Raw genomic sequence first — 25,410 nt, 5'->3', positions numbered from 1 at the left:
ATTTCAAGCAGACGATTTCGATCTATGCAGATTAGCGCCAACCGATACCCTATTGGGGATTGACAGTGGCGGGCATGCCCCAGCCGCGCCTGTGTTTATTTGCCTAGACCTTCGGCGACCTCGGGCGCGTCCGAGGCTGAGAGCGGCCGCGGCGGAGCCGGGACTTCGCTGTGAAAGCGTGTGCCGGTCGTGGGTTAGGCGGGCGGACAACCGGCACGGGCTGGGGTCGTCGAGACCGGCTTCGGCGCGGCGCGGCGCCCCCTCGCGCGGGGCGGGGAAAGCGTCCGCGGCCCCCCGGCTGGCGCCTCAATTTTGGGCGCGCAGCCCTCCGGCTGCCCGCCGATCACGGGCGGTCGGCAAGCCTCGGCACGCCGCCGCAGGGCGCCGCCGCGCCGTCCGCTCAGGCTTCGGCGAGCAGGCGCTCATACTGTGCCTCGGCGGGCCCGTAGGTGTCGCCGGCCAGTTCCCTGAGCCTGTCGCGGTCGAGCACGGTGATGCGCCCGTCGCTCGCCCGGACCATGCCGGCGCCGGTCAGGACATAGAGGGCCGCCGTCACGCCGGTGCGGCGCACGCCCAGCATCATCGCCATGAAATCCTGCGTGAGCGGCATCTCTTCACTGTCGAGCCGATCATGGGTCATCAGGATCCAGCGGGCGAGCCGCGCCTCGACGTTCAACGTGGCGCTTGCGTAGACCGTGTAGCCCGTCTGGATCATCAGGCTCAGGACGTAGCGGCCCAGAACGCCCTGCAGGCCCGGGCTCGCCTGCAACGCCTCGCGCAAGTCGGCCGCGCGGATGCGCAACGCCTCGCCGCCACCCTGCACGATCCCCAGGAAGGGGCCACGATCGGTCCCAAGGACGAGGGGCACGCCGGCCAGACCCTCGGCGCCGACGAGGCCGATCTCGATCCGGCCGCCCTCGGTGGTCGCCACGAGCGAGACCAGGCCGGTCTCGACGAAATAGGCATGCGACAGCGGTTGATCGACGCCGATCAGCGTATCCTGGAGGTGGAGCGGGACGCGCTCCAGGGCCCGGGCCAGACCCGCGAAGTCCTCCGGGGCGAGGGCGCCGAGCAGGCGGTTGCGAATGTCGGATTGCCGAAGCTGGATCACGGTGCGTCTCCCAATCAGGGCAAGAGCACGCGGTCTCTCAGTCGTTCGCGCCCGAAAACTTCGGCGAACAATGACGATATTATAGTACTATTCCACACAAATAGATAGGGCGGGATCGAATGTACGCTTTCGGACCAACGATATATATTAGGATCGAAATCTGGTCCAATTCCATCGAGCCGATTTGTATATATAAATCTGCCGAATTTTATCGAATGGATACTCGGCTGACGCATGACAGATGGACTGGAACGCACGGATGCTCACTGCTCGCCCGGCCGACATGGCGGCCTACGCGACCCCGCCCAAGAGCCTCACGACCGATTTCGACTTTCCGGTGCGGGAACGCCTCGTTCCGAAGCAGAACGAGGTTCTCGTCCCCGGCGCCACGCCGGACGTGGCCCATCTGCTGCTGGCCGGCCATACCTGCCGCTACCGCATGCTGCAGGATGGTCGACGCCAGATCACCGCCATCCTGGTGCCGGGGGACATCTGCGACCTGGAGGCGCTCCTGGCCGGGCGCTCCAGCTATGCCGTGAGCACGCTGACCCGCTGCACGCTCGGCGAGATCCCGCTCTCGCGCTTCGCATCGACCCACGATCCGGTCCTGGCGGCGGCGCTGCAACGGCGCCTGCGCCGCGACGAGGCCATCGCCCGCGAATGGATCGTCAGCCTCGGCCGCCGGGACGGGATCGAGCGGACGGCGCATCTGCTGTGCGAATTGCGCTGGCGGCTCGCCGAGGTCGGACAGGCGACGGACGACAGCTATGAATTGCGCATCACCCAGCACGACCTCGCCGACGCGCTCGGCCTGACCTCGGTGCACGTCAACCGCGTGCTGATGAACCTGCGCGCCGAACGGCTCATCCACCTGAAGGGCGGCCGGCTGACGATCATCGACCGCACGCGCCTGAAGCACCTGGCGCAGTTCGATCCGGCCTATCTGGTCCAGTGACCGCCGCATGGGCGCGGCGCGGTCGGTGCCGGCCGGTCGGCCGCATCCCGGCGGGTTCCGGGATGCGGCTTCGCGGAGGCAGGCCGGCCCGCATCAACGGGTCGGCAGCGCGGTCGCGGTGACGACCCGGGTCGCGACCGGGGCGGCCGGGACGAGGCGCGGCGTGGTCGCCAGCTCGGCGGCGGGACGCGCGGCCGAGATCGCGCGGGCCTGCTCACGGTAGAGCGGCGGGGTCAGGGCGATGGCCTCGTCCGCGACGGCGGAGCCGATCGTCGGCAGGGTGGCCAGGGCGGCGACGATGAAGGAACGCAGGGTCATGGTGGGATACCTCTCGCTGTCCGGGTCAGGGGCCCGGTGTCGAGGCGATATCTACGCTGCACTGCGTCATGATCCAAACAGATCGGATCGATACTTCAAATCGATCTCGTCAATGATGGCCAGGCATCGTGGGCGGGCGGGGCATCGGCCGAGACCTCCGGTTTCAACCGACGGGTGCGGTCCGCCGATCGCCATGCTACGCCTCTCGGGTCAGCCGAGCTTGCACGGATACTGATCCTCGAACCGGGACGTCACATGCTGGGCTGGTTTCGTGCGCTGATGCCGAGGGAAGACCGGTTCTTCGACCTGTTCGAGCGTCATGCCGCCACCCTGGTCGCCGGCTCGGACGCCCTCCGGGCCCTGCTCGACGGCACCCAGGACGTGCCGGTGGCCTGCCAGGCGATCGCCGATCACGAGGATGCGGCCGACGCGATCACCCGCGAGGCCCTGCTGGCGGTGCGCCGAACCTTCATCACCCCGTTCGACCGGAGCGACATCCAGGCCCTGGTCGGCTCCCTGGACGATGCCATCGACCAGATGCTCAAGACCGCCAAGACGGTGCAGCTGTTCGAGGTCACCGCCTTCGAGCCGTCGATGCGCGAGATGGGCGCGGTGATCCAGGAGGCCGCCGCCGCCACCGCCGAGGCGCTGCCGAAGCTGCGGGCCCTGGGCGAGAACGCCACGATCCTGAACACTCTGACCGAGCGGGTGATCCAGCTCGAAGGCCGGGCCGACGACCTGCACAATGCCGGGCTGAAAGCGCTGTTCAAGGCCTCCCGGCAGGATCCCATGGCCTTCGTGGTCGGCTCCGAGCTCTACGACCATCTGGAGAAGGTGATGGATCGGTTCGAGGATGTCGCGAACCAGATCAGCAGCATCGTGGTCGAGCATGTCTGAGCCGACCGCGTGACCCTCCTGATCCTCCTCATCGCCGTCGCCCTGGTCTTCGATTTCCTGAACGGGCTGCACGACGCGGCCAATTCGATCGCCACCATCGTGTCGACCCGGGTGCTCGCACCCCGCTACGCCGTCATCTGGGCGGCGTTCTTCAACTTCGTGGCGTTCCTGATCTTCGGCCTGCATGTGGCCAGCACGGTGGGATCCGGCATCGTCGACGTCACCATGGTGACCGACCGGGTGATCCTGGGCGCGCTCGGCGGTGCGATCAGCTGGAACCTGATCACCTGGTATGCCGGCATCCCGTCCTCGAGCTCGCACGCCCTGATCGGCGGGTTGCTCGGGGCCGGCATCGCGAAGGCGGGCCTGAGCGCGATCGTCTGGCCCGGGGTGATCGCCACCAGCGCCGCGATCGTGCTCTCCCCGGCCCTGGGCTTTGGCCTCGGGCTGCTGCTGATGCTGGCGGTGTCGTGGATCTTCGTGCGCGCGACGCCCCACGCGGTGGACCGGCTGTTCCGGGGGATGCAGTTCGTCTCGGCCTCGCTCTACTCGCTCGGCCATGGCGGCAACGACGCGCAGAAGACCATGGGGATCATCGCGGTGCTGCTCTACGCCCACGGGGAGGCGGGCGGCGCGTTCCACGTCCCGCTCTGGGTGGTGCTGTCCTGCCAGACCGCCATGGCGCTCGGCACGCTGCTCGGCGGCTGGCGCATCGTCCACACGATGGGCTCGAAGATCACCCGGCTGTCGCCGATGCAGGGCTTCTGCGCCGAGACCGGCGGGGCCGTGACCCTGTTCGCCGCCACCGCGTTCGGGATCCCGGTCTCGACCACCCATACGATCACCGGGGCGATCATCGGCGTCGGCGCGGCCAAGCGCGTCTCGGCGGTGCGCTGGAACGTCGCCCAGGGGATCGTGGTCGCCTGGGTGGTCACGATGCCGGCCGCGGCCCTGGTGGCGGCCCTGGTCTACGGCGTCGCGGGCTTCGTGCTGCCGTGACCGGCCGGCGCGCGAGCAGGATTGTTGCACCGGTAACGCTAAATTTTAGCTCGCCGATATAGCAAATTGTATAGGAGTGTGGTGTAAATTTTACTATTCCTCAATCAGGGTCCAGTTGTTGCTTATCGCGGCCCTCCTATTCGTGGTCGGTGTGCTGGAAGGCTGGCGCTACCGGGCCCAGATGGTGGTGGCGAGCTCGATGCTCATCGCCCTGGTCTGCCTGCCGCTCTGGGCGCTCACCGCCACGATCGACGCCGAGAAGCTCCTGGTGCTGCTCGCCTACCTGGCCGCGCATCAATCCGGCTACCTCGTGGGGGCCTATGTCGGCGCCGGCCTCCACCGGGATCGGTGAACCCGCTCACCAGGTCCAGACGACCCGGCCCGTATAGAGATAGATCACGACCCAGATCCCGATCGACACGGTCAGCCACGTCACGACGACTGGTAGCGGCGGCTTCTCGCCCGACTCGCGGCGCAGTCTCGCGAATGCGTCTTTCACCATCAGCCTCCCGTGCGCGACCTGCGCTGCAGACGCGAACGGAAGGAATCCGGGGAAAGTTTCAGACCGCCGCCGCATCGGCGCGCGGCCCGCGAGCGCCTTCGGCTCGCTCGGGGCTCAAGGCCCGAACTGCACCGGAACGCTGAGGTCGGCCACCCCGGTCTCGGCCAGCAGCTCGGCGGGGGGCGCCTTGAACGGGCTCGCCCCCTGCACCGCCCGGAGCGCCCGCTGGTCGAGGCCGCGCGAGCCCGAGCTGCGCTCGATCTCGGCCTGGCGCACCGCGCCGTCGGCGGCGATCTCGACGCGCACCACCACCGTGCCGGCCGCCCCGCGGGTGTTCCCGCGCCGGTCGGCCCGATCGACCGCGTCGATCCGCGTGACGAGGGCCGACAGCCAATGGCGCACCGCGGGGGAGACGCCCGTCCGCGCCTCCGCCAGCCAGGGCACCAGCAGGAGACCGAGCACGACGGTTCCGTGAGTCAGCAGACGTGACGACATGCTGGAACAACGACCCTGTGGCTGATTGGTAGCCCGGCTATCCTCACGCTGAAGGGTTTACCGGTCGTGACCCTGCGGGCGAGCCGATGCGACGCGATACCCGCGGTGATACCGGACGCCGCGCGGACGCGACGCCGCGGTTTGCGAGCCGTGCCTCCCTGCGCACCGGGCTCGACCCGGGCCGGCACGGCGTATCGGACGTGCGCGGGGGAAACTTGATCCAGGATGTGAAAGCCGCCTAGCCTCGCGCTTATGAACGGCGATACCCCGGTTTCGACCCAAGGGGTCGCCGCGGACATCCGCCCGGACACGGGCCGGACCTGCGGCGGCGCCCGGCAAGTCCCCGCCCGGACACGCCCGAAACCCCGGTGCGGCTTCCGCATTCACCCTTGATCCAGGAGAAGGCCCACATGACCCGATTGGCGGAGCTGCAGAGCGACCCCGCATTCCAGCAAGCCGTGCTCGCGGTGCGCGGTGCGGCCAGCACGCTGAGCGGCCGCGCCGTCACCGCGGAGGAAGCCAGCTTCCTGGTCGGCATCGCGCTGGCGACCTTCGCCAGCTCCGGCGGCCTCAACGAGCCGAGCCTCAGCCGCCTCGCCCGGTTCTCCGACACGGTCGGGCAGAACGAGACCGTCGACAGCCTGATGAAGCACTGAGGGCGCCTCCGGCGTCCAGGCCCGGCGAAGGCCCGGTGGAACCGGCTACAGAAAGCCGATCCGCCGGGCCAGCATCACGACCAGGGCCAGGCAGGCCGCGAGGCTGACTCCGAGCATCGCGACATTCGTCCAGAACCGGACCGGCCGGCTGGAGCCCTCGATCCCGCTGGCGCGCAGCCTGACCCAGGGAACGTAGAGGAAGAGCGCCACCACCGTCAGGACCAGGAACGCGAAGGTGGCGAACCGGCCGGACAACAGCGCGGCCCCGGCCAGGACGGTCCAGCCGAGGACGATGCCCACCATGGTGAAAAGGGCCGTCGTGTTCACGTCCGCATCATCCCTCACGCGGATGGGTCGATCCGCCGTCCTGCGCGGCGCGAAGGCCCGACCGGATCACGGCCGGTTCTCGTACGATCCGCGGCGCGGGTTCAACGCGCAGCGCAAGGGTTCGCGAGAACCGTGAACCAACTACGCTGACCTGGGGATGTCTGAGAGATATCTGGTGCTGCGAGACAGGATTGAACTGTCGACCTCTTCATTACCAATGAAGTGCTCTACCACTGAGCTACCGCAGCAAGCGCCGTGGCGACCCCGCTGGGGGGCGTGTCCGTCCGGCTGAGAGGGGCCATAAAGGATCGACGGGGCGTTGGCAACGGTCGATTACGCGTCCGTCGGCTTAACTTGGCGGCAGGCGGCGCGAATGATCGCCGCGAGGCCCGGCTCGGACACGGCCTCGGCCGCCTCCGCCGGGGTGAACCAGCGCAGCTCGCGCTGGTGGACCTCGGGGAAGTTCTTGAGCTGCTTGCGCACCTCGAGCGGGAAGACCTTCACCTGGCACAGGACGGCATCCAGGTTCTTCAGGCGCTTCTGGTAGAAATAATAGCCGAGCGGCCGCTTGCCGACGTCGCCGCGCAGGCCGGCCTCCTCGTAGGCTTCGCGGGCCGCCGCCTCGAACGGCTTGCGGCCCTTCATCGGCCAGCCCTTCGGGATCACCCACCGCCGGCTCTCCCGCGAGGTCACCAGCAGGATACGGTTCTCACCGTCGCTCCCCAGCTGGAACGGCAGGACGCCGACCTGGCGGCGCGGCTCGGCCTCGTCCTCGACGGCGGCCGTCACGGCCGCACCGGGCGGGACGAAACCCGTATGGAGCCCCGCCGGGTCGGCAGCGGGACTGGAAGGTGAAGCGGCGAACGGATGGTCGGGCCCTCGATCGGCGGTTGCCTGAAGCAGCAAGAAAATACGCTGTATCAGCAACAGCCGTCAACGTAACCGCGCGAGCCAAGGAGAAGTTCAGCACAAAACTGATAATTCCACCCGAGCTCTTTCGTTATCCGACTAACGTCAGGCCCGTGGCCGCATTATCCGGCCCGCCGGACCGGATGTTCGCCGGCGGCCGGGACCGCGGCGGCCGCCATCCCGGCCGAGACCGGATCCGCCGCCGGGGCAGGGGCCGTCTTGCTCGCGGGCATGATGGTCGGAAGCGGGGCGGCCGGCGTCGGGGCCGGATGTGCCGGGACGAGAACGGGCTGCGTCTCCTCGGGTTCCTCGGGCTCCATCGCGGGGGCGGCGGCCGCCAGCGTGTTCGGGGGCTCGCGCCACACGAAGGCGTCGAGCCGGCCGGTGACCGGCGAGACCGGCGCCCAGGTGTCGGAGGCGATCCCGTCGGCGATCCAGACCGGGTCGCGCGGCGCCCGGGCCGCCCGGGCCAGCCATTCGCGGGCCTGTCCCGACGCGGCACCGTGCTCGGCCTCCTCGATCGCCGCCATCATCAGGCTGGAGCGCACGGTCGGGCGGTCGGCGAGCAGCGGCTTCAAGGCCTCCCGGGCCCGGCCGTAATCGCGGGCATCGAGCGCCGCCTGCGCCACGGCGAGACGGGATTCCGGATCCCAGGAGGAGAGCTTGGCCAGGGTCTCGGCCCGGGACAGGCGGTCGCGGACCGAATCGCCGGGGCGTAGGCCGAGATAGACCTTGGCGAGGTCGGGATGCGGATTGGCCTTCCAGGCCGTCTCGACGACCTTGGCGGCCTTGCGCAGGTCGCCCCGGCGGGACAGGAGTCGGCCGGCGATGCAGGCCGCCGGCACCAGGTCGGGGGCGAGCTTGACCGCCTGCAGCGCGCGCTCCGCGGCGAGCTCGGGCTCGCCGGCCTCGCGCTCGCCGGCAATCGCCGTCAGCAGCACGGCGCGCTGGCGCCGGGCGGTCGGCTTGTCGATCAGGCCGAGCGACGAGCGACGCTCGATGGTCTCCAGGGCCGAGGCCCAGTCGCCGTCGGCGGATTGCGCCTCGAGCATCGCCTCGTTGGCCCAGGTGACGCTCGGGGCGAGGCGGGCGGCCTCCACTGCGTAGGCGCGGGCGGCGGTCTCGTCCTCGCGGCGGCGGGCCTCCACGAACAGGCCGCGCAGGCCGAGGACCCGGGTCTCGGGGTCGTCGACCATGCGCTGGAAGGCGCTCTCGGCGGCGTCGCGGTCGCCCGAGATCTGGGCCGCCTGCGCCTTGAGCAGCAGGGTCAGCGGCTCGGGCCCGAGCAGCCGCTCGGCATCCCCGGCATAGCGGCGGGCGGCGAGCGGATCGCCCGAGCCCACCGCCACCATCCCGCGCGAGAGGGCGGACAGGCCCTTGGCGCGGCGGCGCTCGGCCGAGCCGCGGACCAGCGCCTCCGGCAGGCCGATCACGCCGCGCACGATCGCCCAGAGCAGGCCGAGGACGATCGCGGCGGCGATGACGCCCACCAGGGCGACCGCGAGGCTGGTGCCGATCTGGTAGCCGTTCCAGACGATGGTGACGGTGCCGGGCCGGTCGGCGATCCAGACCGCCCCGAAGGCGGCGAGTGCGAGCAGGGCCAGGAAGGCGAGGGCGCGCCACATGGGGTCAGTGTCTCCTGTCGATGGCCGCCGGGCGGCCGCCGCTGGGTCCGGAAGGGGCGGGGCCGCTGGGGGCCCGCCCGGATTTGATGCAGCCGCGCAGCGCGCGGGTCGGCGCCGTCACGCCTAGCGGCCGGATGACGCCGCCGGAGCGGCACCGGGGGCCGGATCCGTCGGCAGGGCCTTGAAGGCGCCGGCGAGCAGCGTCCGCACGGCCTCCTCGGCGGCGGCCCGGGCCTTGAGCTTGGCGGCAAAATCCCCCGCCTGGTCCCGCGCCTCGGCCGGCAGCGCCGCGAAGGCCGCGGAGGCCGCCGGGAGGTCGCCGCGGTCGAGGGCCGCCTGGACCTTGGCCTCGGGCTCGTCGGAGGCCTCCGGCGTCGCGGAGGGCGTATCGACCTTGCGGACCTGCACGAGGCCGTCGGCCATGCTCAGGAGCTTGGTGCGGAAATCGCCGGCCTCGGCGGCGCTCTTGGCCCGCTGCGCCCGGCGCTTGGCCGCGATCTGCTCGGCGATGGGCCGGAAGTCGTTGGCGAGCTGCGCCGTCGTGGGCGCGCCGGAGTCTGCAAAGGGCGCGAGCGCCGCCGCCTGGGATTCGGCCCCGGGATCGAGCTTGCGCAGGGTCGCGAGCGGCTCCGCGTAGGGCATGCCGGCGGCGAGCGCCGACGCCACTCGGTCGGCCACCACGACCCGCAGGGCCGCCTGGACGGTGGCGACCTCGGCGCGCTGGGCCAGGCCCTTGTCGAGGGCCGCGATCTTGTCGGCCTGCTCCTGCAGGCGGCGATCGACCGCCTTCGCGGCCTCGGCCGCCTGAGCCTGGCCGGCCTCGGCGGCGGTGCGGCTCGCCTGCGTCGCCGCCTGGACCGCCTCGGTGGCGGCCTTCACGCGGGAATCGAGGGCCTGCTGCAGCGAATCGAGGCGCTGCCCGAGGGCTGCGTCGGCCTCGGCATTGGCCTTGGTCCGCTGCTCGACTTGCCCCTGCAGGGCCGCGATCTTCTTCGATGTCTCGGCGACCTCGCCCTTGGCGGACTGATCCGATTCGAGCGCCTTCACCCGCGCATCGAGATCGGCCACCTGCTTCGGATCGATGGCCTGGACCGCGCCGAGCTTCGAATCGCCCTGCTGGTCGCGACCGGGCTCACGGCCGGGCTCCTCCTGGAGTGCGGCGACCCGCTGATCGAGGCTGTCGAGCCGCGCCGCGAGATCGGCCGGCACGGCCGGGGCCGCCCCGGGGGCCTGACCCTCCGTGGGGGTGCCGCCGGGCGCCGGGGTCTTCTCCAGCGCCTGCCGGGCCGCGGTCTCGGCGGCGGCGACGCGCTTGTCGAGCTCGGTGAGGGCGTCGCGGGGGGCGAGCCCGTCCACGCGCTTGTCCAGCGAAGCGACCTGGCCGGACAGGGACGGATCGGCGGCGTTCGGGCGCAGCATGCCGCCGATTCCGGCGCGCTCGGCGCCGAACAGCGCGCCCGCGCCGATCAGGCCGCCGAGCAGGCCGGCCGCCGCCAGCGAGCCGAACCCGGCCCGGGCGCGCCCCGGCTGCGGGCTCGGGACCGTCACGGCCTTCCCGCCCGGGACCGGTCCCTTCGGGGGCTCCTTGCCGGCATCCTTCGGCGTGTCCTTCGCTGCGTCCTTCGGCGTCTCCTTGCCGGGCGGCGGCGGATCGGGGATGCGCTTGGCCTTGAGATCGAGGATCGGGCCGGCCGTCACCGCGGCGGACGCGGCGCCGGCCGCGGTGGCGCCGGGGCGGGGCGTGCCGCCCGCCTGCGCACCCGGGCCGGGCTGACCGGGCTTGCTGGGATCCGGTTTGGCCGCCTCCGGCTTGCCGGGATCCGCTTTGCCGGGCTCGACCTTCGCACCCGCCGTCGCGGGACCGGTGGCGCCGGGCTGCGACGCCGGGGCCTTGCCGTCACCCGGACGGCCGGACGGCCCCGGGCCGGACTTCGCGAGATCCGCGGCGCCCACCGGCGTGGTTGGTTTGCCGGCTTCGGGCTTGCCCTCTGTCGCGCCGGGGCCGCCCGGCCTCGCGGTCGTGACCGGCTCGGTCGCCGGCTTGGGCGGCGTGGCACTCGGCGCCTGATTCGCGGCGGCCTGCGCGGGCTTGGCGCCGCCGACTGCGGGCGCCGGCGACTTCGCCCCGGGCTTCACGTCGCCGGGCCTGGCATCGCCGGGCTTGGCATCGCCAGACTTGACCTCGTCCGGCTTCGGACCGCCGGTTCCGGGCTTGTCGGCGTCGCTGGGTGGTGGCGTCACGGGCAAGTCCTCCAACTCTTCGGCGTCGCCGCGCCCCCGTAGCACCGCCGCGGCACCGGGCGCGAGGGCGAGATACGGCGGCTCTGTCGCTCTGTCACCGCGCGCCGTCACCGAGGCGAGGCGCAAGGGCATCGAGCAGGTCCGTTTCCCGCGGTCGTCCCGCGACGAAATGGACCGCGACGCCGGCTGCTTCCAGGGGAAACGCGACATCAGCCGACAGGCAGTAATGCCTCAGGCGGCGGAAAGCTCCGCCGTGTCCCGATTGGTCTGCGAGCGCCAGGGCGACGGCCGCGCTGCGGCGGGAATAATGCAGCGCGGCATCGAGCGCCCCGGCGGCCAGCGCGGCGTTCACGGCATCGGGCAGGGCGGGCACGGGCTCCGCCGCGTAGGCGACGAGGATGGCGACCGCGAATCCGCCCGCCGCCAGGCTCGAACCGGGCTCGGCCTTGCGCTCCACCCCGGTGGCGTGGAGCAGCCGGGCGCCCGGCGGCAGGCTCTCGGCGACCAGGGCGGCGAGCCCGGCCGCGTCGCCCGGCCCCTCGCGCACCGGCCCGAGCCCGGCCGCGCGCGCCAGGGCGGCGGTGCGAGCCCCCACCGCGAAGACCGGCAGGCCCCGCAGGGCGGCGGCGTCCCGGAGCGCCGGCACGGCGTTGGCGCTGGTGAGCAGCAGGCTGTCGAAGGGTCCCTCGGGCAGCGCCGCGCCGGTCGGCCGCACCGCCAGCACGGGGGCGACGAGGGGCGCATGCCCCCGCGCCGCCAGCGCCGCGCCGGTCCGGGAGGCCCCCGGCTCAGGCCGGGCGACCCAGACGCGCAACCGCTAGCCTTCCAGGGTCAGGCGCACGCCGTGGCGCGCCTGGCCGCCCGGCGGGAGCAGGCGCTGCGAATCGCGCTCCTGCAGCGGGCCCGAGAAATCCGCCCAGTCGGCGTAGCCAGTCCAGCATTCCAGCGACAGGAACGGCGCGGTCGGCTTGGTCCAGACGGCGAGATGCGGGAACTCCTCCATCTCCATCCGGATCGCCTTGTCGGGCCCGGTAAAGCGCATCCGGCGGCTCTTGGCGTTCCGGAACACGAAGGCTTCGGTGAAGATCTCCGGGTCCAGCGGCAGCGTGCTGCCGACCAGCGGGATCGGCTGCTCCGCGCGCAGCAGAAGGCCGCCGGGGCCGACCTGCGGCGCGAATGGGCGCTCGGCCTGCTCGAACTCGACCGCGTAGCCGCCATCCTTGGCCCGCGCGCCGCCCGCGAAGGGCCACGGGAAGGCCGGGTGGAAGCCGAGCGCGTAGGGCAGGGGCGCGTCGCCCGGATTGGCCACGGTGACCTCAAGATCGAGGCCGGCGGGACGCACCCGGGCGGCGACATCGAGCCGGAACGCGAACGGGTAGTGCCGCCGGGTCTCCGGCCCGTCGGCCAGCCGCAGAATCACCGCGTCGGCGCTGCGCTCCACCACCGAGAAGGGCACGTCCCGGGCGAAGCCGTGCTGCGCCATCGGGTAGGTCTCGGACCCGACCGTCACCTGCCCGCCGGCCGAGGCGCCGACCACCGGGAAGAGCCAGGGGGCGTGCCGATTCCAATGCGCCGGGTCGCCGCTCCACAGATACTCGGCCCCGCCGACCCGCCAGGAGACCGGCTCGGCCCCGTGGGTGGCGAGGGTGGCCGTGGTTCCATCCGGCGCGGTCAGGTCGATGCGCGTGCTCAAGCGGGCCTCCCGGGCGATCCTCGGACAGCCGAGGTAACGGACGCGGGCCGGGACGCAAGGGGCGCGGGCCCTCGGCAGGCGCGGCGGCCTGGAGGTTCGCCCCGCCTCCCCCGTCCGCCGCCGACACGCGGGATCGTGCTCGGAGGCCTGCCACGGCGCCCGAGACCCGCATGAGCGGAAACGCCGTTCGTCTGTTTCCGTACGGAGCCCGCAGAAGCGGAACCGTCTGCCCACGTGTGACGCGGTGGATCGCCTTCGCCCTGCGGCAAAGGTTCCGAGACGAAACAGCGGCCGCCGACCCGCCGGATCGACGGCCGAAGACGCGCGAACCGAGAGCGCCTTCAACCACGCGTCTATAGCTGCCACAACCCGAGATTTTATAACCTATATTAGAAGCAGTCGTTTTTGGATCGCGCGATACGTCAGATTAACGGTCTAAAAAGCGGATCACTATAGCCAGAGAGTGCTATCTCGGTCCCCGGTTTTACGTGATGCTCAAGGTCGTTGGCTGCTTCGTCGATTCCCATGATGTCTGGCTCGTCGGTCTGGCGGCTCTGACATGCGCCCTGGCGGCGACCACGTGCATCGAGCTTCTGCGGCATGCCCGCAAAGCGACCCCACGGATCCGGGCGGTCTGGCTCTGCGTCGCGGCGGTGGCCGGGGGATCCGGCATCTGGGCGACCCACTTCATCGCCATGCTGGCCTTCGAGCCGAACCTGCCGAGCGCCTACGCCGTCGGCCTCACGGGCCTCTCGCTCATCTACGCCGTCGCGATCACCGGGCTCGGCCTCGCCATCGCGATCACCCCCGCCCTGCCGTTCGCGGCCGCGCTCGGCGGCGCCGTCCTCGGGCTCGGCATCGCGGCCATGCACTATACCGGCATGGCCGCGTTCGAGATCGCCGGGCACATCCGCTGGGATCGCGCCCTCGTGGCGGCGTCCCTGGTCCTCGGCGCGTTCTTGGCCGGCGCCGCCCTGCCGGTGGCGCTTGCGGGCGAACGGCTGAAGGGACGCCTGACGGGCGCGCTGCTGCTGCTGCTCGCGATCTGCAGCCACCATTTCGTCGCCATGGGCGCGGTCACGATCGTGCCCGATCCGGGCGTCCTGATATCGGAGAGCGCCATCCCGGCGCGCTGGCTCGCCGTCGGCGTCGCCCTGGCGAGCCTGGCCATCCTGTTCCTCGCCGGCGCGGCGCTGACCCTCGACATCCGCGATCGCCGCCAGGCGGTCCTGGAACGGGAGCGCCTGCACAGCCTCGCCAACGCCGCGGTCGAAGGACTGGTCGTGTGCCGCGGCGATCGCATCGTCAGCGCCAATGACAGCTTCGGCACCCTCGTGGGCGTCGCCGCCGCCGACCTGTCGGGAATCCCGCTGTCGCGGTTCCTGCCGGAAGCCGCGACGCGCCTGGCGCTGGCCACCCCGGCGGATCAGCCGGTGGAGACGGAGCTGCAGCGCGCCGAAGACGCCGCCAAGATCCCGGTCGAGCTGATCGTGCGGCCGGTCACCTACGGCAACCAGCCCCATTACGCCATCGCGGTCCGCGATCTGCGCGCCCGGCGCCGGGCCGAGGGACAGATCGAGTTCCTGGCGCACCACGATGCGCTGACCAGCCTCGCCAACCGGGCGCGCTTCAACCAGCGCCTGGATCAGGAACTGAAGGTCGCCAAGGTGACGGGCCGGCGGCTGGCGGTGCTCTGCCTCGACCTGGACCGGTTCAAGGAGGTCAACGACCTGTTCGGCCACGCGGCCGGCGACGCCATGCTGATCACCGTCGCGAAGTCGGTGAGCGCGCTCCTCGACAAGACCCAGCTGATGGCCCGGCTGGGCGGCGATGAATTCGCGATCCTCATGCCCTGCGATCAAGCGATCGCGGCCGGGCGCCTGGCCGAGCAGATCCTGGACGCCCTGCGCAACAGCGCCGACGGGGCCGGCCCGACGATCGCCACCAGCGTCGGCATCGCGCTCTTCCCCGACGACACGGATGAGCGGGCCTCGCTCCTGAGCTACGCCGACACGGCGCTCTACCGCGCCAAGTCCGAGGGCCGCGGCACCTACCGGTTCTTCGAGGCGCGCATGGGCGCACAGGTCCGCGAGCGGGGCCTCCTCGAACACGACATGCGGCATGCCGTGGCCCGCGGCGAGATGCACCTCGTCTACCAGCCGCAGACCGACGTGCGGGACGGGTCCGTGCTCGGCTTCGAGGTGCTGCTGCGCTGGCAGCATCCGCAGCGCGGCGCGGTGCCGCCGGGCCTGTTCATCCCGATCGCGGAGGAGAGCGGCGCGATCCTGCAGATCGGCGAATGGGTGCTGCGGGAAGCCTGCCGCGAGGCCGCCGGCTGGCCGAACCCGCTCACCATCGCCGTCAACGTCTCGGGCCTGCAGCTCCACGCGCCGCACTTCGCGCAGCTGGTCCACGAGGTCCTGTTCCAGACCGGGCTGAAGCCCGAGCGCCTGGAGATCGAGATCACCGAGACGGCCCTGATCCGCGATCCCGCCCGGGCCCAGTCCACCCTGCGCCAGCTCAAGGCCCTGGGGGTGCGCATCGCCATGGACGATTTCGGGACCGGCTATTCCTCCCTGTCGAACCTGCGGACCTATCCGTTCGACCGGATCAAGATCGACGGCTCGTTCATCCGGGCGGTGGACGGCAACGAGCAGGCCGCCGCGATCGTCCGGTCCGTGCTCGGCCTCGGCCGTGGCCTGGGCCTTCCGGTCCTGGCCGAGGGCGTCGAGACGGAGGCGGAGCTCGGTTTCCTGGTCAGCGAGAATTGCGACGCCGCGCAGGGCTACCTGATGGGCCGGCCCGCCGCGATCGCGACGTTCGCCGCGCACACGCACGGCCCGGAACCCGAGAGTGACGGGCAGGCTCTGGTGGCCTGACCGCCTCCGCTCAGGCCATCGCCCCCAATCGCGGCAGGATCGTCTCCGGCGGCCCGGAGGCGACGAGGCGCCCCGCCTCCAGGACGTGGACCGCGTCGGCCCCCTCCAGGGTGGAGAGCCGGTGGGCGATCAGGATCAGGGTGCGCCGGCCCGCGAGGGCCCGCAGGGCGCGCATCACCGCTCCTTGCGTCTCGTCGTCCAGTGCCGAGGTCGCCTCATCGAACACGATCACGTCCGGGTCGTGGTAGAGCGCCCGGGCGATGCCGATGCGCTGGCGCTGGCCGCCCGACAGCCGCGCCCCGCGCTCGCCGACGCGCTCGCCGTAGCCCCGGGGCAGGGCGGCCACGAAGTCGTGGGCGCCGGCGAGCCGGGCCGCGCGCTCGACGGCGGCGCGGTCCGGCGCGTCGAGGCCCAGCGCGATGTTCTCGGCCACCGTGCCGTCGACGAGAAACACGTCCTGCGGGACGTAGCCGATGCGGTTCTGCCAGGCGGGGCGGGCGCTCGCGTCGAGTTCCCGCCCGTCCACGGTGATCCGGCCGGTGCCCGGGGTGAGCACCCCCAGCAGCAGGCCCGCCAGGGTCGACTTGCCCGAGCCGGTGCGGCCGGCAAGACCCACCGTGGTGTTGACCGGGACGGTCAGGTCGATGCCGCTGAGCGCCGGTCGGCCGGTGCCGTAATCGAAGCCGATGTTTTCCAGCCGGATTTCTCTCGCAAAGGGGAGGCGCTCACCGGTGCGAGGCGCGGGATGACGTTCGTCGGCGAGCTCGTCGACGATCACCTGCACCACCGGGCTGTAGAACCGCATCAGCGAGACGGAGGTGAAAATGTTCTGGAAGGCCGGCAGCATCCGGTAGCCCGCGAAGGCGAACAGGCCGAGCAGCGGCAGGATCCCGGCGACGTCGAGCCCCTGGGCGAGGGCGAACAGCACCACCACGATCACGCCGCCGAAGGCGAGGGCCTCGATGACGAAGCGCGGCATCTGGCCGGTGAGCAGGCTCGCCGCCGTCGCGACCGCGTAGGCCCGGGCCGGGGCGTCGAACCGACCCGCGAAGGCCTCGGCCCGACCGTAGAGCTTCAGTTCCGTCAGCGCCCCGAAGGTCTCCTGCACGATCCGGAACCGGGCCTCGTTGTCGGTGACCGAGCGGCCGCCGAGCCGGGCGAGCCGGGCCCGCATGATCAGGTAGATCCCGACATAGAGGCCGCCGAAGCCGCCCCCGAGGATCAGGGCGAGCTGGGGGGCGTAGGCCAGCAGGAAGACGATCACCGCGAGCGCCGAGGTCGCCCGGGAGGCCAGCACGGTGGCCGGGGTCAGCACGCCGACGACCAGCCGGTCGGTCTCGGACAGGACGTTCTTGGCGAGCTCGGCGCTGTTGGCCTGGGCGAAGAACAGCCGCTCCCGGTCGAGGTAGCGGAACAGCAGCCGGCGGCTGAAGCCGTAGCCGGCCAGATGCGTGAACAGGAGCTGCGCGTAGGTCAGCCCGGCATTGACCACGGCGGTGGTCAGGATCGCCAGCAGCGCCGCCCCGCCGGTGACCAGCAGGAAGCTGCGCTCGTCGATGAGGCCGAGGCTCTCGCGGGCCTGGGCGAGGTAGGGCACCCTTGTCGCCGCCGAGGGATCGCCGACCAGGGTCAGGAACGGGATCACCGAGGCGACGCCGACCACCTCCAGCAGCGCCGCGACCGCCAGGCCCAGCGCGATCAGGGCGAGCCGGCGCCGATCGCGCGCGCGCATGATCCGAACGAGGTCGATCAGCGCGCGCATGGTTCGGGACGGGTCGGCGGAAGGGCTCGCATGGCCGGGCCGGGCTTAGAGGGCCCGGTGCCGGAGGGGAAGATGGCCGGGGGCGGAAGGCGCGGTGAGGATCCGCCCGGTGCCCCGAGAACATGGGCCTCCCATCCAACCCCCTCATCCTGAGGTGCGAGCGCAGCGAGCCTCGAAGGAGCCCTCCAGGGATCGCGCGGCCGGCTGGAGGCCCCCTTCGAGGCCTCCGCTTCGCTCCGTCGCCTCAGGATGAGGGGGGTGGGTGGGAGAGCGGGCTCCCAGCCGGACCGTCAGTCGAGCTTCTTCAGCGAGCCCAGATCGACGTCGCCGTTCTGGCTGGAGAAGGTCAGCGACTGGGTGCTGCCGTCCGCTTGCGAGACGCCGCCGATCCGGTGGTCGCCGCTGTCGTAGGTCGTGACCTGGCCTTCGCGCTCGATCAGGAGCCGGTGCTTGTCCGGGAAGAACGCGTATTTCATGCCGTTCTGCGAGCCGCTGGTCGCGGGCTCGCCGAGGTCCTTCGGCCAGAAGGGCTCCATGCCCTTCATCGGTTCCATGGGCTTCATGGGTTCCATCGGCTTCATCGGTTCCATGGCGCGTCTCCTGTCCGGATCGGTGACGGGAGGACGCGGCAGGGCGGAAACGGTTGCATGAGCTGCCCGCCGCCGGACAGCGATGCGGTCCGGCGGCGGGCGAATGCGGCGCGGCCCGGTCTCAGGGCCGGGCGCCCGGCACCGGCCGCTCGCGGACCTGGCCGTCGAAGCCGACATGGAGCGCGTGCTCGCGCCCGTCCCGGTCCTTGGCGGCGACGTCGAGGTGGCGCGGGCCGCGTCCGGTCACCCGCACGTCGCCGTAGCCGGCGGCCTGGACGGCGGCGGTGAGCGCCGGCACGTCCGGATTCGGCCCGAGGCCCAGCCGGTCCTTGGCCCAGTCGAGGCTGCCGGTCGGAGGCCCGCCCGCCGGCCCGATCACCACCTTGCGGCCGTCGCCGTGGGTCAGGACGCTGGCATGCAGGAACCCGGTCTCGAACCGGCCCTGCACGGTCACGGCCTCGCCCTTGGCGACCAGGGTGCCGCCCTCGCCGGCGGGCCCGGTCTCGACCAGTGCCCGGCCGGTGGGATCCTGGACCACGAACTTGTTGCCGTAGATCTCGGCGACCTCACCCTTGATCGCGGTGGCGCTCGACGAGGCGAGCGCCTGGATCGCCACCGGATCGACCGGGGTCGGCTGGAACGGCGTCCCCTGCGCCAGGGACAGGCCGGCGGCGCCGAGCGCCAGGGGCGCCGCGATCGCGGCCACCACCCAGGTCCGGGCCGGGATCGTTCTGGCGGTCTTGGCGGGGGCGGGCTCGCGGATCTCCCGGGCGGTGCCGTCGATCGTGGTGTGGTCGGTCATCTGAATCGTCCTTCCGAAGGCTGGGGACCCGATCGGTCCGTGGCGCCTTCGTAAGTCGCCCCCGCGAATCCGGCCTGAACCGCCCGGTTCAGCCCCGGTTAAACCCGGCTCCCTATGGCCGGATCGGCGCCGAGACGCGCGGGCGATCAAGGACTTGGCCGCGCGTGCCGATGCGGGATGCCGGATTGACGGGCCGCGTGAGAAATCGGCCCTAACTTCCCGTCGCCGCGCGCTTTCCGGCATTGGGCCGGGTTTGGGGGAGGGCGAATCCGTGAAGATCCTGCTGGTCGAGGACGACGCGGCCCTGGCCACCGAACTGGCCAAGGTCCTGCGCGCGGAGAACTTCGTCCTCGACCGGGCCGCCACCGGCGAGGATGCCCAGCATCTCGGCGAGACCGAGGGCTACGACGCGGTGGTGCTCGACCTCGGCCTGCCCAAGGGCGACGGCGTCTCGGTTCTGCGGGCCTGGCGGGCGGCCGGGCGGACCCTGCCGGTGCTGGTGCTCACCGCCCGGGACGGCTGGAGCGACAAGGTCGCGGCCTTCAAGGCGGGGGCGGACGATTACCTGGTCAAGCCGGTGCGGGTGGAGGAGCTGGTGATCCGCCTGCGCGCCCTGGTGCGCCGGTCGCAGGGCGGCGGGGCGAGCCGGATCGCCTGCGGCCCCCTGAGCTTCGACACCGGGCTGGGCGCCTTCGAGCACGAGGGCCTGCCACTCAAGCTCACCGGCCTCGAATGGCGGGTCCTGTCCTGCCTGATGCTCAACCGCGACGCGGTGGTGCCGCGCCCGCACCTGATCGAGCGGGTCTACGAGGGCGACGCGGATGTCGATTCGAATTCCGTGGAGGTGATCATCACCCGGTTGCGCCGGAAGATCGCCCCGGCCCGGATCGAGAGCGTGCGCGGCCACGGCTACCGCCTGCACGCGGATCCGGCCTGATGCCGCCGCCGAAGAAGGGCCCCCCGCCGCGCCGCTCCCTGCGGACCCGCCTGCTCGCGGCCGCCCTGGCGCTGGTGCTGGCGGCGCTGGTGGTGGCCGGCCTCGCCATCGGGGTGATCCTGCACCGCTTCGTCCGCGGGCAGATCGAGGGGCATCTCGACGCCCAGATCGTCGCGCTCCGGGCCGGCCTGGAGGCGGGGCTCCTGTCCCAGAACCGCGACGCGCCGCCCTTCGACCGGGACGGGCCGGGCTGGGCCTGGGAGGTCCGCCGCGGGGCCGAGACCTACGGCTCGGGCTCCCTGCGGGGCGGCCACATCACCGTCACCGATCCGGGCCCCGACGACGCGGCCGATCACCCGCATCCGGCGGACGGCACCGGGCCGCGGGGGGAGCGGCTGATCCTGCGCATTCTCGACGTGCCGGGGACGCCCCCCGCCACGATCATCGCGGCGGCGCCGCGGGCGGCCCTGTACGGGCCCCTGCGCGAGGCCCTGACCAGCCTGGCCCTGGCGCTCGGGGTGCTCGGCCTCTGCCTGATCGCCGGGCTGGCCCTGCAGGTGCGCCTCGGCCTGGCGCCGCTGCGGCGCCTGCGGGCCGACCTCGCCGCCGTGCGCGCCGGGCGCCGGGAGCGGGTGCCGGAGGAGCAGCCCGCCGAGATCAAGCCGCTGGTGAGCGAACTCAACGCCCTGCTCGACCAGAACGCGCAGAACCTCGAGCGCGCCCGCGGCCACGTCGCCAACCTGGCCCACGCCCTCAAGACGCCGCTCGCGACCCTGTCGATGGCCCTGGCCGATCGGGCCCGCGATCCCGACGGGGCGCTGCGCCTCCAGGTCGACGACATGGACCGGCGGGTCCGCCACCACCTGCGCCGGGCTCGCGCCGCGGCGCTGTCCGGCTCGGCCCGGGGACGCACGCCCCTGGCGCCCCGGGTCTCGGACCTGCGCGACGCGCTGGTGCGGCTCTATGCCGAGAAGGGCGTGGTGATCGACCTCGCCGTGCCGGACGCCCTATCCGTGCCCTGCGAGGGGCAGGATCTCGACGAGATGCTCGGCAACCTCGTGGACAATGCCTGCCGCTGGTGCCGCAGCCGGGTCCGGGTCGTGGCCGTCAGCGAGGCGGGCGGCATCGTGGTGCGGGTCGAGGATAACGGCCCAGGCCTCGACGGCGCGGCCGCCGCTGCAGTCATGGAACGCGGCCGCCGCCTGGACGAGGGCGTGCCGGGCCACGGCTTCGGGCTGCCGATCACCCTCGAACTCGCCGAGCTCTACGGCGGCGGGCTCACCCTCGGCCGCTCGGAGCTGGGCGGGCTGAAGGCGGAGCTGACCCTGCCGGCGTGAAGCCGGACGACCAGGCTTCGCCGCGATCGACGTCGTCCCCTATGCTCGGCTCGATCGCAGGCGTGCGACCTCGCTCGGCCCAGTCTCGAGGTAGAAGCGGATCGCATCCTCGACCAGAGCGTCGGGCGTGACACCCGCCGCCTTCGCGGCCCGCGTGACCTGAAGGCCAAGCGCGAGATCGACGCGCAGGTTGGCACCCTGGCTCGGCGGCGTCGATGCAGCGACAGGGGCAGAGGCAGGTATCGGCGCAGCACTGTTCCGCGACTCGAGCTTGCCAAGCTTCGCTTCGCGGCGGCCCCGGTGGACGAGAGCGTCGGCGCGCTCATTGAGACGGTCGCCCGCATGGCCCCGGACCCAGGTCCATTTCACGTCGCGCGCCGCGTTCAGTTCGTCGAGGCGCTTCATGAGGTCGACATTCTTCACGTCACCCGTCGTCGTGCGCCAGCCTTTCGCCTTCCAACCGCGCATCCACTCGGTCACCGATTTGACGACGTACTGGCTGTCGCACCGCATCTCGATCGCGGCCCCGGCCGGGAAATGCTCGAGGCCCTTGATCGCAGCCGTCAGCTCCATGCGGTTGTTGGTCGTGGTGCCGGGTTCTCCGCCGCACAGCTCGACCGTATTGTCCGGAGCCGCAACGACGACCCCCCAACCGCCTGGCCCGGGGTTCGGGTCGCAACCGCCATCGGCATAAACGATCGTTCGCATCGTGGCGTCAGCCCTTCCGTAGGGGGTGGTCGATAGGAGGCCGCCAGCGATGCCCGAAATTGGCTGACAGATCGTATCTCCGGCTCAGGGCGAGACCCGCTGAAGCACGGCGGACCGTGCAGCCTCGCCATGCCCATGACACGCCGCAGGGAGGGTGGGCGTCGCGCGCGTCAGCGAGATCGAGAGTGTCGCAGATCCGCCGCCCTCAAGGGAACTCCCCCCGCGGCACTCAGACTCAAACGCGATGCGCTGCTTCACGCCGAGCCGAATTGGCCGGACGGCCGACGAATGGCTGGTTTCGAGACGCGCCAACGGCTGTCTTCACGACTGGCCTCGGTCGAAAGCAGCCTCCCTGAGCGCAAGCTGATCGCGCTCAGCCTCGTAGGGCGCCGTATCCCAGCCAAACGAGGAATGCCGCCCGGTCGCTTCGCTGCGCTCGCACAGCCGCCATGGTCCCGAGGCGATCAAGCCAGCGCCGCCCGCAGGATCGGCCGGATGCGCGGGTCGATGCAATGGGCGACGTTGAAGCGCATGTAGCCGTTCCAGTCGTCGGACAGGCTGAAGGCCGTGCCCGGGGCCAGGACCATGCCCTGCGCCAGCGCCCGGCGCGCCACCTCGGCGCCGTCGCGCCCATCCGGCAGGCGCATCCACAGGAAGAAGCCGCCCCGGGGTTGCGCCCACGGCTCCAGGCCGCAGGCGCCGAGTTCGGCCGAGGCCTGGACCATGGCGCCGGCGAGCCGCCGCTTGGTCTCGGCGAGGTGCCGGCGATAGCAGCCCTCGGTGATCAGGCTGTGCACCAAAGCCGCCGTGACGTGGCCGTTGCCGAGGCTGAGCGCGAGCTTCAGGTCGACCAGGGGCTCGACCCAGTCGGCCCGCAGCGCGATCCAGCCGCAGCGCGCGGCCGCCGACAGGGTTTTCGAGAAGCTGCCGATCTGGATCACCCGCTCCAGCCCGTCGAACCCGGCGAGCCGTGGCGCCGGCTCGGGCTCGAGATCGCCGAAGATCTCGTCCTCGACGATCAGGGTGTCGTGCGACTCGCACAGCTTCAGCAACCGGTGCGCGATGGCCGGGGCGAGGCTCGCCCCGGTCGGGTTCTGGAGCGCCGCGTTGGTCAGGTAGAAGCGCGGCCGGTGCCGCTCGAGCAGGGCGCCGAGGGCCCGCAGGTCCGGCCCCTCCGGGGTCAACGGCACGCCGATGACCGAGACCCGGTGCGCCCGCAGCAGCGCCAGGAAGTTGAAGTAGCAGGGATCGTCCACCAGGACGGTGTCGCCCGGCTGGAGCAGGAACCGGCAGACCAGGTCGAGGGCCTGGGTGGCCGATTCGACCAGCACGATCTGGTCCGGCTCGGCGCCGACGCCCTTCTCGGCGATCTTGCGGGCGATCTGGATCCGCAGGGGCTCGTAGCCCAGAGGCCGGTCGTAATTGGTCATCTCGGCCAGATCCGCCCGCGCCACCCGGCGCAGGCCCCGCCGGATCGCCTCGTGGGGCATCCAGGAATCCGGCAGCCAGCCGGCCCCGGGCTTCAACTGGTCCGAGCCGGCCTGCTGCGCCTGGCGGGTGATCCACAGCGGGTCGACGATCCGGTCGAGCCGCGGCCCCATCGCCTGGAGCGAGAGCGGCCGGGTCTTGCCGGCGACGTAGAAGCCCGAGCCCGGCCGCGCCACCAGGGTGCCCTCCGCGGCCAGCCGGTCATAGGCCTCCACCACGGTCGATTTCGACACGCCCATGGATTCCGCGAAGGCCCGCACCGACGGGATCCGGACCCCGGGCACGAGGTGGCGCGCCGCGATGCGCTCGCGGATCTCGCCGGCCACGATCTCGACGCGCGTCCCGGTGGGCTTGGGCGCGACCTGCATCCGTACTGCCTTTCCGACCGGACAATTCTTCGAAAGCGTACCGAACTGTTCCTGTCGCCGCCAGCCCGGCCCGGTCAGGATCGTCGCGTCCTGAGGAGATGGAGGATCGCGCCATGGACCAGTGCCTCACCGAGACCGCCCGCACCGGCACCCCGCCGTCCTGGATCGCCCGGGTCGTCGGGGCGATCAGCGAGGCCGCCGCGGAGGTGCGGGCGGAGCTGTCGCGCGCGGCGATGAACCGGCGCGTCCTGCACCGGCTCTCGACGCTGTCCGAGCGGGAGCTGAAGGATATCGGTCTGACGCCGCAGGACGTCGCGGACGCGGCGGTGCCGGGTTTCCGCGACGCCACCGACCTGCTGATCGGCCGGCGCGAGGCCCGCCGCCGGGCGCGGGCCGCACGCGCGTGGTGAGGCCGGCCGGGGCTGGGACGATCGCGGGGACAGTGGCAAGGATCGTTGGATGACGTTGCGCGACACGCTGTCGGCGATTCTGGTGGTCACGATCCTCGGCGCCAACTTCGTGGCGATCAAGATCGGCCTCGAGACGACCCCACCGCTGCTGCTCTGCGCCCTGCGCTTCGCCCTCGCGGCGATACCGGCCGTGCTGGTGATCCGGCCGCCCCGGGCCCCGGCCACCCTGGTGATCGTGTTCGGCCTGGCCCTGGGGGTCGGTCAGTTCGGGTTGCTGTTCACGGCGATCCGGCTGGGCATGCCGGCCGGCCTGTCGTCGCTGCTGATCCAGGTCCAGGTGCCGTTCACGGTGGCACTCGCCTGGCTGTTCCTTCGGGAGCGGCCGCGCGGGCTCCAGGTGCTCGGGGGCGTGGTCGCCCTCCTGGGCACCGCGACGATCGCCCTGGGTCGAGCCGGAGGCGCACCGCTCGGGCCGCTTCTGCTGGTCGTCGCGGCCGCGTCGGCCTGGGCCTGCGCGAACGTCACCGCGAAGCGGATCGGGCGGGTCGACATGCTCGCCCTGATGGTCTGGGGCAGCCTCGCCACCGCGGGGCCGCTGCTGGGCCTGTCCCTGATCGTCGAGGGACCGGCCGCCCTCGCCACTCTGGCGCATCCGGACTGGACGGCGGTGACGTCGATCGCCTTCCAGGCCTATCCGACGACCCTGCTGGCTTTCGGCCTGTGGACCCGGCTCCTGACCCGCTATCCCGCGGCGGCCGTGACGCCGTTCGCGCTGCTCGTGCCGGTGGCCGGAATCCTGAGCACGCACCTGATGCTCGGCGAGCCGCTGAGCCCCGACATCCTGGCGGGCGGAAGCCTGATCCTCGCCGGAATCGCCCTCAGCATCCGCGGCGGTCGCAGGCGTGCCGTGGATCCGATGCGCGTGGCGGTCGATGCGCCACCGCGGGCCGTCAGCTGAGCCGCCCATGCGCGCGTGACGTTCGGCAGACTTGCACGGACGCCCGTGCCGCGGCCGTGTCATCCCGCGCCACGAAAGCCCCCGGGATGACGCGGCGAGGGTCGCGTCGCGGACAGAGAAGCGAGTGTCAGGTCGCGCAGGAGCTCTGGCCAAACGGGTCGGGTTCGACGGCGCGGATACACCGAGCCGTCATGCCCCAACAGGCCCCAAGCCGCAGCGCAAACGTCAAACGGCCCCCGACGTGGTCGGAGGCGCGGTTCGGTCCTGATATCGAGGGATCGTGGAAGTGGCGCGGGCGACGGGGCTCGAACCCGCGACCTCCGGCGTGACAGGCCGGCACTCTAACCAACTGAGCTACGCCCGCACGGCGTGGTCGCCTCGGAGGGGCGTTTCGCCCGGCGACGGGGCGGGGTTTATGGGCCAGGCGGGGGGCTGTCAAGCGC

Annotated in this window: 25 protein-coding genes and 2 tRNA genes; 10 read left to right on the top strand and 17 right to left on the bottom strand. The window is 71.9% G+C overall.

Annotation, left to right across the window (positions count from 1 at the left end; all coding sequences use genetic code 11):
- Window positions 1-400 precede the first annotated feature (400 nt).
- Window positions 401-1,111 (bottom strand): Crp/Fnr family transcriptional regulator, encoded by a 711-nt coding sequence (locus tag WYO_RS07430; RefSeq protein WP_007560799.1) that lies wholly within the window; start codon window positions 1,109-1,111, stop codon window positions 401-403.
- Window positions 1,112-1,370: 259 nt separating this feature from the next.
- On the opposite strand from WYO_RS07430, the gene WYO_RS07425 reads away from it, so the two are divergent.
- Window positions 1,371-2,066: a Crp/Fnr family transcriptional regulator gene (locus WYO_RS07425; RefSeq protein ID WP_007560797.1), complete on the top strand. Its 696-nt coding sequence runs from the start codon at window positions 1,371-1,373 to the stop codon at window positions 2,064-2,066.
- Window positions 2,067-2,159: 93 nt separating this feature from the next.
- On the opposite strand, the gene WYO_RS07420 is transcribed toward WYO_RS07425, so the two are convergent.
- Window positions 2,160-2,384 (bottom strand): hypothetical protein, encoded by a 225-nt coding sequence (locus WYO_RS07420; RefSeq protein ID WP_007560795.1) that lies wholly within the window; start codon window positions 2,382-2,384, stop codon window positions 2,160-2,162.
- 255 nt (window positions 2,385-2,639) lie between these two features.
- On the opposite strand from WYO_RS07420, the gene WYO_RS07415 reads away from it, so the two are divergent.
- From WYO_RS07415 to WYO_RS07405, 3 genes are all read left to right on the top strand, one after another.
- On the top strand, window positions 2,640-3,281 hold the full coding sequence (locus WYO_RS07415) for a DUF47 family protein (RefSeq protein WP_007560793.1): 642 nt from the start codon (window positions 2,640-2,642) through the stop codon (window positions 3,279-3,281).
- Between the two features lie 9 nt (window positions 3,282-3,290).
- Entirely contained in the window at window positions 3,291-4,280 is a 990-nt protein-coding gene (locus WYO_RS07410; protein WP_007560791.1) for an inorganic phosphate transporter, read from the top strand.
- 118 nt (window positions 4,281-4,398) lie between these two features.
- Window positions 4,399-4,632: a hypothetical protein gene (locus tag WYO_RS07405; protein ID WP_039902477.1), complete on the top strand. Its 234-nt coding sequence runs from the start codon at window positions 4,399-4,401 to the stop codon at window positions 4,630-4,632.
- A 6-nt stretch (window positions 4,633-4,638) separates the two neighbouring features.
- Here the strand turns inward: WYO_RS07405 and WYO_RS31485 are convergent, their stop codons facing one another.
- Window positions 4,639-4,782 (bottom strand): hypothetical protein, encoded by a 144-nt coding sequence (locus WYO_RS31485; protein WP_007560787.1) that lies wholly within the window; start codon window positions 4,780-4,782, stop codon window positions 4,639-4,641.
- Between the two features lie 114 nt (window positions 4,783-4,896).
- A complete protein-coding gene (locus WYO_RS07400) occupies window positions 4,897-5,277 on the bottom strand; it encodes an energy transducer TonB (RefSeq protein ID WP_039902476.1) in 381 nt (126 codons plus the stop codon).
- 410 nt (window positions 5,278-5,687) lie between these two features.
- Between WYO_RS07400 and WYO_RS07395 the strand changes: the two genes are divergently transcribed.
- Window positions 5,688-5,933, top strand: coding sequence for a hypothetical protein (locus tag WYO_RS07395; RefSeq protein WP_007560783.1), 246 nt, complete (start codon window positions 5,688-5,690; stop codon window positions 5,931-5,933).
- A gap of 45 nt (window positions 5,934-5,978) precedes the next feature.
- On the opposite strand, the gene WYO_RS07390 is transcribed toward WYO_RS07395, so the two are convergent.
- From WYO_RS07390 to WYO_RS07360, 7 genes are all read right to left on the bottom strand, one after another.
- Window positions 5,979-6,260 (bottom strand): hypothetical protein, encoded by a 282-nt coding sequence (locus tag WYO_RS07390; protein ID WP_007560782.1) that lies wholly within the window; start codon window positions 6,258-6,260, stop codon window positions 5,979-5,981.
- Between the two features lie 173 nt (window positions 6,261-6,433).
- A tRNA-Thr gene (locus WYO_RS07385) sits at window positions 6,434-6,508 on the bottom strand.
- Window positions 6,509-6,593: 85 nt separating this feature from the next.
- Complete coding sequence (locus tag WYO_RS07380) at window positions 6,594-7,049, bottom strand: NUDIX hydrolase (RefSeq protein ID WP_007560780.1); 456 nt, start codon at window positions 7,047-7,049, stop codon at window positions 6,594-6,596.
- Between the two features lie 242 nt (window positions 7,050-7,291).
- Window positions 7,292-8,794 carry a heme biosynthesis HemY N-terminal domain-containing protein gene (locus tag WYO_RS07375; protein WP_007560778.1) on the bottom strand — a complete coding sequence of 501 codons (1,503 nt, stop codon included), beginning with the start codon at window positions 8,792-8,794 and terminating at the stop codon, window positions 7,292-7,294.
- 123 nt (window positions 8,795-8,917) lie between these two features.
- Window positions 8,918-11,035, bottom strand: a complete 2,118-nt coding sequence (locus WYO_RS07370) for a translation initiation factor 2 (protein ID WP_039902498.1) — start codon at window positions 11,033-11,035, stop codon at window positions 8,918-8,920.
- Between the two features lie 94 nt (window positions 11,036-11,129).
- Complete coding sequence (locus WYO_RS07365; RefSeq protein ID WP_007560774.1) at window positions 11,130-11,849, bottom strand: uroporphyrinogen-III synthase; 720 nt, start codon at window positions 11,847-11,849, stop codon at window positions 11,130-11,132.
- Window positions 11,850-11,852: 3 nt separating this feature from the next.
- Window positions 11,853-12,728, bottom strand: a complete 876-nt coding sequence (locus WYO_RS07360) for an aldose 1-epimerase family protein (protein WP_007560773.1) — start codon at window positions 12,726-12,728, stop codon at window positions 11,853-11,855.
- Window positions 12,729-13,219: 491 nt separating this feature from the next.
- Here WYO_RS07360 and WYO_RS07355 point away from each other — a divergent pair, with 491 nt between their 5' ends.
- Window positions 13,220-15,607: an EAL domain-containing protein gene (locus WYO_RS07355; RefSeq protein WP_007560771.1), complete on the top strand. Its 2,388-nt coding sequence runs from the start codon at window positions 13,220-13,222 to the stop codon at window positions 15,605-15,607.
- A gap of 10 nt (window positions 15,608-15,617) precedes the next feature.
- Here the strand turns inward: WYO_RS07355 and WYO_RS07350 are convergent, their stop codons facing one another.
- The 3 genes from WYO_RS07350 to WYO_RS07340 all read right to left on the bottom strand — a co-directional run bounded on the left by WYO_RS07350 (window position 15,618) and on the right by WYO_RS07340 (window position 18,761).
- Complete coding sequence (locus WYO_RS07350) at window positions 15,618-17,369, bottom strand: ABC transporter ATP-binding protein (protein ID WP_007560769.1); 1,752 nt, start codon at window positions 17,367-17,369, stop codon at window positions 15,618-15,620.
- A 290-nt stretch (window positions 17,370-17,659) separates the two neighbouring features.
- The gene (locus tag WYO_RS07345) at window positions 17,660-17,959 is read right to left on the bottom strand and encodes a hypothetical protein (protein WP_007560768.1); all 300 of its coding nucleotides are present in this window, start codon (window positions 17,957-17,959) and stop codon (window positions 17,660-17,662) included.
- Window positions 17,960-18,080: 121 nt separating this feature from the next.
- On the bottom strand, window positions 18,081-18,761 hold the full coding sequence (locus tag WYO_RS07340) for a hypothetical protein (protein WP_007560765.1): 681 nt from the start codon (window positions 18,759-18,761) through the stop codon (window positions 18,081-18,083).
- Between the two features lie 271 nt (window positions 18,762-19,032).
- Between WYO_RS07340 and WYO_RS07335 the strand changes: the two genes are divergently transcribed.
- Both WYO_RS07335 and WYO_RS07330 read left to right on the top strand, forming a co-directional pair.
- A complete protein-coding gene (locus tag WYO_RS07335; RefSeq protein ID WP_007560763.1) occupies window positions 19,033-19,698 on the top strand; it encodes a response regulator transcription factor in 666 nt (221 codons plus the stop codon).
- Complete coding sequence (locus WYO_RS07330) at window positions 19,698-21,035, top strand: sensor histidine kinase (RefSeq protein ID WP_007560761.1); 1,338 nt, start codon at window positions 19,698-19,700, stop codon at window positions 21,033-21,035. The genes WYO_RS07335 and WYO_RS07330 overlap by 1 nt, the downstream gene beginning before the upstream one ends.
- A gap of 39 nt (window positions 21,036-21,074) precedes the next feature.
- Here the strand turns inward: WYO_RS07330 and rnhA are convergent, their stop codons facing one another.
- The gene (rnhA, locus tag WYO_RS07325; RefSeq protein WP_007560759.1) at window positions 21,075-21,743 is read right to left on the bottom strand and encodes a ribonuclease HI; all 669 of its coding nucleotides are present in this window, start codon (window positions 21,741-21,743) and stop codon (window positions 21,075-21,077) included.
- 464 nt (window positions 21,744-22,207) lie between these two features.
- On the bottom strand, window positions 22,208-23,599 hold the full coding sequence (locus WYO_RS07320) for a PLP-dependent aminotransferase family protein (protein ID WP_007560757.1): 1,392 nt from the start codon (window positions 23,597-23,599) through the stop codon (window positions 22,208-22,210).
- A gap of 113 nt (window positions 23,600-23,712) precedes the next feature.
- Between WYO_RS07320 and WYO_RS07315 the strand changes: the two genes are divergently transcribed.
- Both WYO_RS07315 and WYO_RS07310 read left to right on the top strand, forming a co-directional pair.
- Window positions 23,713-24,009, top strand: a complete 297-nt coding sequence (locus WYO_RS07315) for a DUF1127 domain-containing protein (RefSeq protein WP_007560756.1) — start codon at window positions 23,713-23,715, stop codon at window positions 24,007-24,009.
- A gap of 49 nt (window positions 24,010-24,058) precedes the next feature.
- On the top strand, window positions 24,059-24,967 hold the full coding sequence (locus tag WYO_RS07310; RefSeq protein ID WP_007560755.1) for an EamA family transporter: 909 nt from the start codon (window positions 24,059-24,061) through the stop codon (window positions 24,965-24,967).
- 287 nt (window positions 24,968-25,254) lie between these two features.
- Here WYO_RS07310 and WYO_RS07305 read toward each other — a convergent pair.
- Window positions 25,255-25,331: transfer RNA gene (locus tag WYO_RS07305), tRNA-Asp, on the bottom strand.
- Between the last annotated feature and the right edge of the window lie 79 nt (window positions 25,332-25,410).

It is taken from the genome of Methylobacterium sp. GXF4, from assembly GCF_000272495.1.
GTDB lineage: Bacteria > Pseudomonadota > Alphaproteobacteria > Rhizobiales > Beijerinckiaceae > Methylobacterium > Methylobacterium brachiatum.
Note: the sequence above shows the minus strand (reverse complement) of the source record. Positions and strands in the feature narration are given on the sequence as shown.